Origin of the sequence: Rhizorhabdus sp. (assembly GCF_018006725.1) — a bacterium.
GTDB lineage: Bacteria > Pseudomonadota > Alphaproteobacteria > Sphingomonadales > Sphingomonadaceae > Rhizorhabdus.
Window position 1 is genome coordinate 1 of sequence record NZ_JAGMXV010000287.1, and the last position, 5,274, is coordinate 5,274.

Below are 5,274 nucleotides of genomic sequence, written 5' to 3' on the forward strand. Positions count from 1 at the left end.
CAAGCCGTCGGTCGAGACCATCGGTAATCGCAAACTCTCTCCTGCCACGCTGACGATGGGCTTCGGCTTCGATCCCGTGCTGTCCGAAGGATCGCTGAAGCCGCCGATCTTCCTGACCTCCACCTTCGTCTTCGAGAGCGCGGCCGCCGGCAAGCGGCACTTCGAGGGCGTCACCGGCAAGCGCCCCGGCGGAGCGGACGGCCTCGTCTATTCACGCTTCAACGGCCCCGACCAGGAGATATTGGAGGGCCGTCTGGGCATCTGGGAAGACGCCGAAGACGCCCTGTCCTTCTCCAGCGGCATGGCCGCCATCGCCACACTGCTGCTGGCGACGGTGCGCCCCGGCGATGTGATCGTCCATTCGGCACCGCTCTATGCCGCGACCGAAACGCTGATCGGTCGCATCCTGGGCAAGTTCGGTGTGTCCTGGCTGGACTTCCCCGCTGGCGCGACGCCCGAAGAGATCGGCACGGTGATCGAGGCCGCCAAGGCCAAGGGCCGTGTGTCGCTGATCTATCTCGAAAGCCCGGCCAACCCCACCAACGCCCTGGTCGACGTCGAAGCCGTGCGCGACGTCCGCGATCGGTTGTTCGCGGGTGAAGAAGACGTCCCGCCGATCGCGATCGACAACACTTTCCTCGGCCCGCTCTGGTCGAAGCCTCTCCGCCATGGCGCCGATCTGGTCGTCTATTCGCTGACCAAATATGCCGGCGGACACAGCGACCTCGTCGCCGGGGGCGTGGTCGGCGCGAAGAAACTGCTCGATCCGGTCCGGGCGATGCGCAACACGATCGGCACCATCACCGATCCCAACACCGCCTGGATGCTTCTGCGATCGCTCGAAACGCTCGAGCTCCGCATGACCCGCGCGGGCGAAAATGCCGCCAAGGTCTGCGAATGGCTGCGGGCGCAACCGCAGGTCGAACGGGTCGGCTATCTCGGCTTCCATGAGGATGGGTCGCGTCAGGCCGACATCTATCGACGCCACTGTACCGGCGCCGGATCGACCTTCTCGCTCTATCTCAAGGGCGGCGAAACCGAAGCCTTCGCCTTTCTCGACGCGCTCAAGATCGCGAAACTGGCGGTCAGCCTGGGCGGAACCGAAACGCTGGCGAGCCACCCGGCGGGCATGACCCATTTGTCGGTGCCGGAAGAGCGCAAGCGCGCGCTCGATATCGGCGACAATCTGGTCCGCATTTCGATCGGCATCGAGGACCCCGATGATCTGATCGCGGATTTTGCACAGGCGCTGCGCCACATCGCCTGACATTCGGATGGGCGCCGGTCCGCTAAGGGCCGGCGCTCACCCCCGCCGCGGCCAGGGTACCGCGTCGAAATATTCGCCCATCGCCCGCGCAGCGCGATCGGTCAGTTCGATGAATACGCGCCGCCCGTCCTCGGGATCCGCCACCCGGTGCAGCAGCCCCGCATCGGTTAGCTGCTTGATCCAGCGGAGCGCGGTCGTGGCAGGAACAGCAGCTGCGATGCACAGACTGGAGACCGCCACCGGTCGCCCTTCCAGCCGCGCCGCCGTCAGATCGAGAAGGATGTCCCAGGCCGGGTCGGCAAACAGCCCATGGCCGAACAGATGCTCCCGCATCCGACGAGCGCGGATCATGTCTCGGATCGTCGCGGCATCGAGCATCATCCGCTCGACCGCTTCGGGCTCATCGCCCGCGTCGAGCCGATAGGCCTCGCGCTCCTCACGCAGCGGGAGGCCCAGCCCTCGCGTCAACGTGTCCGGCAGGGGCGGCATGGCGGGCAATGGAGACGTTCCGGGCGTGGCGTTCGGCCGGAATCCCTGAAGGACGTTCCCTTCGGTCGACAGACGATCAGCAATGACCTCTTCGAGTGCGCGGCTATCGCGGCCGACGACGAGGTCGACATCTTCATGGCCGACCCGCGCCAGAACGATGTCCAGCACATCGGGCGCGGCAACGACGACGCTGGAGAAATGACGATGGCGAGCGGCACGATCGACGCGACGGAGCAATTCGTCCAGCGGCTCGCCATGGTCCTGGCTTACATCGATGATTACCAGATCGACCGGCAGATGCGGATCCAGCCGATCCAGAGAGCCCGTGAGGGGCAGCGTGGCCGCAACTCTACCGCCATAGGCCTCGGCATGGCGCACCGCCGCCGATGCGCCGTCGGCCGAATCGCTGAAGATCAAAATTGTGGGAGAGGCCCCCCCGACATCCATCCGCCTTCTCCAGCACGCTGTAAAACATGCCCGCCCCCGGGTGTCATGTCGCTGTAAAAACTAGCAATCGCCGAAAGGCTGTCAGCACGGAATTGGTCCGTTATGGATCAATCTATGCAAAATCACACGAGTTGCGCGGACTTGGCAACGGGCAACGCGACCGGAATCAGATGAAATGAGGTACAGCCAGATGGTTGCTGCAAGGGGGAACGGCTGCCGCGCTCCATCGTTTGGGGTTCAACCCATATATGGAGAGCGCCATGTCGGACCATTATGCCAGCCGGAACAAGCAGGCCCCCCACAAGATTTCTTCCGGCGACCCCCTGGCCATCGCCCTGCTCAAGGAGGAGCACCACGCCTTCCGCAGTCTGTTCGACGAAGCGGAGGATGCCAATCCGAAGCGGCTGGTTCAGGTTGCGCGGGAAATCTGCATGCGGCTGACCGTTCACATGGCGATCGAGGAAGAGATTCTTTACCCGGCGCTTCGCCCTGTCCTCGGCGAAGACGAAGTGAACGAAGGCATCGTCGAGCATCAATCGGGCAAGCGGATCGTCGCCGAGCTCGAGCAGTTGAACGGTGACGAGCCCCTGTTCGCAGCCAAGGTCCATGTTCTCGGCGAAGAGACCATCCACCATATCGACGAGGAGGATGAGGACATGTTCGCCGATGCGCGCGCGGCCCATGACAAGGGCGAGATCGATCTGAATGCCCTCGGCGAGACGCTCCGCGCGCGCCAGGCGGAGCTTTACGACCAGATCATCTCGACCGGCGAGACAGGACGGACCGACGAAGCCCAGCCCGATGAGGTCGCACACAGCTGACCGATCTTTGGGAGCGGTCGGCGGCCGCTCCCGCCTTGCCGATTAGCTGTCGCTTTCGCGCTCGATATCTGCGCCGACCGCCGACAGCTTCTCCTCGAGGCGTTCATAGCCGCGGTCGAGGTGATAAACGCGGTGGACGCGGGTCTCGCCCTCCGCCGCCAGCCCCGCCAACACCAAGCTCATCGAGGCGCGCAGGTCGGTCGCCATGACGTCGGCGCCAACCAGCCCCTCGACACCTTTGACGACGGCGGTGCGACCGTGAACCTGGATGTCCGCGCCCATGCGCGCCAGTTCGGGCACATGCATGTAGCGGTTCTCGAATATGGTCTCGGTCAGGACGCTGGTGCCCTCCGCCAGCGCCAGCATGGCCATGAACTGCGCCTGCATGTCAGTCGGAAAAGCGGGAAATGGCGCAGTGGAGAGAGTCAGGCTCGAAGGACGGCGATCGGCGGCGACGCGAATGCCATCAGTCTGCGACTCCACCGTGACGCCGGCCTCGCGCAAGCCCGCCAGGATCGCTTCCATATCCTCGATCCGCGCGCCCGCGAGGAACAGGTCGCCCCCGGTCATCGCGGCGGCGCAAGCATAGCTGCCTGCCTCGATCCGATCGGGCATCACCTCATATTCGGCGCCGTGCAGGCTGGTCTTGCCACGCACGACCAGACGGTCGGTGCCGATGCCTTCGATCTCGGCCCCCATCGCGACCAGACAGCGTGACAGGTCAACGATCTCGGGCTCGCGTGCGACATTTTCCATGACCGTTTCGCCCTGCGCCAGCACCGCTGCCATCAGGGCATTCTCGGTTGCGCCGACCGACACGACCGGAAAGTTGATCCGTCCGCCGCGCAGGCCACCGCTGGGCGCGGTCGCCCGGACATAGCCTGCCGTCAGCTCGATCTGTGCACCCAGCGCTTCGAGGGCCTTGAGATGCAGATCGATCGGACGATTTCCGATCGCGCAGCCACCCGGCAGCGACACCGTCGCCTCCCCCGAGCGGGCCAGAAGGGGACCGAGTACGAGGATCGACGCCCGCATCTTGCGGACGATGTCATAGGGCGCGACGGTCGAAGCGATCGCCTTGGCGGACATCGTCATCTCACGCCCGATCAGATCGCCCTGGCCGCGTCGCACGGTCGTGGAAACGCCCAGCTCGTTGAGCAGATGACCGAAGCCGTCCACGTCCGCCAAGCGGGGAAGGTTGGTCAGCGTCAGCTTCTCTTCGGTCAGAAGCGCGCAGGGAAGCAGCGTGAGCGCCGCGTTCTTGGCGCCGGAAATCTGCAGGCGGCCGGACAGGCGGTTTCCGCCCCTGATGGTGATGCGATCCATCCCTCGCCTGTATCGGGGAGTCGCCCGCGCCTCAAGCGCGGCTTCGCGACTTCATTTCGTCATGCCTCATCAATGCAGATGTCACGCCCCTCCGATACCCGCCCCCCGACTTTATCTTTCAGGGGGTTACCGATGAACCGTTCGCATCTGCTCGCCGGGGTCGCGCTGTTGTGCCTGGGCTCCGCCGCCACGGCGCAGGAAGCCGACGACATCGTCGTGACCGGACAGCGCGCCCAGCAGGAGCGCGCCATCGCCGCGAAGCGCGACGCGATCGGCATCGCCGACATCGCCGCTGCCGACGAGATCGGCCGCCTACCCGACCGGAACGTCGCCGAAGTCGTCGAACGCCTGCCCGGCGTCGGTGTAACCTATGACCAGGGCGAAGGCCGGTTCGTTTCCGTCCGTGGCATCCCTTCGGATCTCAACGGTTACACGATCAACGGGATCGAGATCGGCAATCCCGACGGGCAAACCCGCGCGCTGCCGCTCGACGTGATCTCGGGGCAGTTGCTCAACCGGGTCGAGGTGTCGAAGGCGCGGACGCCGGACATGGACGGACAGGGCATCGGCGGCACGATCAACCTCGTCACCCAGACCGCCTATGACTTTCGCGACCCGTTCGCGCTCGTCGCCAATGCGCAGTTGGGCTATCAGGAGCTGAACGACAAGCGACCGATCCGCGGTGACCTGGCCGTCGCCAAGCGCTTCGGCAGCGAGGAGCAGTTCGGCATCGCGCTTGGCGCGAGCTATTCCGACCGGACCTACACCAGCTACGGCCTCTATCCCGACGACTGGCGCCCCGTCGCCGGCGCCGCGCGCGGCGGGCTGCCGATCAACGTCAAATATACCGATTACAGCCTGAAGCGCGAGCGAATCGGCGCGACCGGATCGCTCGACTGGCGGCCGAGCGAGGAGCATCAATTC

5 protein-coding genes are annotated in these 5,274 nt (G+C 65.2%); 3 read left to right on the top strand and 2 right to left on the bottom strand.

The genetic code is table 11. From position 1 onward, the window contains the following. Positions 1–1,267: cystathionine gamma-synthase family protein (locus KAY22_RS24065; protein WP_296625668.1), on the top strand; the 1,267-nt coding region annotated here is incomplete at its 5' end. A 36-nt stretch (positions 1,268–1,303) separates the two neighbouring features. Here the strand turns inward: KAY22_RS24065 and KAY22_RS24070 are convergent. Next, positions 1,304–2,203, bottom strand: coding sequence for a winged helix DNA-binding protein (locus tag KAY22_RS24070; RefSeq protein WP_296625669.1), 900 nt, complete (start codon positions 2,201–2,203; stop codon positions 1,304–1,306). 260 nt (positions 2,204–2,463) lie between these two features. Here KAY22_RS24070 and KAY22_RS24075 point away from each other — a divergent pair, with 260 nt between their 5' ends. Continuing rightward, a complete protein-coding gene (locus tag KAY22_RS24075) occupies positions 2,464–3,024 on the top strand; it encodes a hemerythrin domain-containing protein (RefSeq protein ID WP_296625670.1) in 561 nt (186 codons plus the stop codon). A 42-nt stretch (positions 3,025–3,066) separates the two neighbouring features. Here KAY22_RS24075 and murA read toward each other — a convergent pair whose 3' ends face one another. Beyond that, positions 3,067–4,350, bottom strand: coding sequence for a UDP-N-acetylglucosamine 1-carboxyvinyltransferase (gene murA / locus KAY22_RS24080; protein WP_296625671.1), 1,284 nt, complete (start codon positions 4,348–4,350; stop codon positions 3,067–3,069). A 132-nt stretch (positions 4,351–4,482) separates the two neighbouring features. Here murA and KAY22_RS24085 point away from each other — a divergent pair. Then, positions 4,483–5,274, top strand: a 792-nt coding sequence (locus KAY22_RS24085) for a TonB-dependent receptor plug domain-containing protein (RefSeq protein ID WP_296625672.1), incomplete at its 3' end; no start/stop codon positions are given.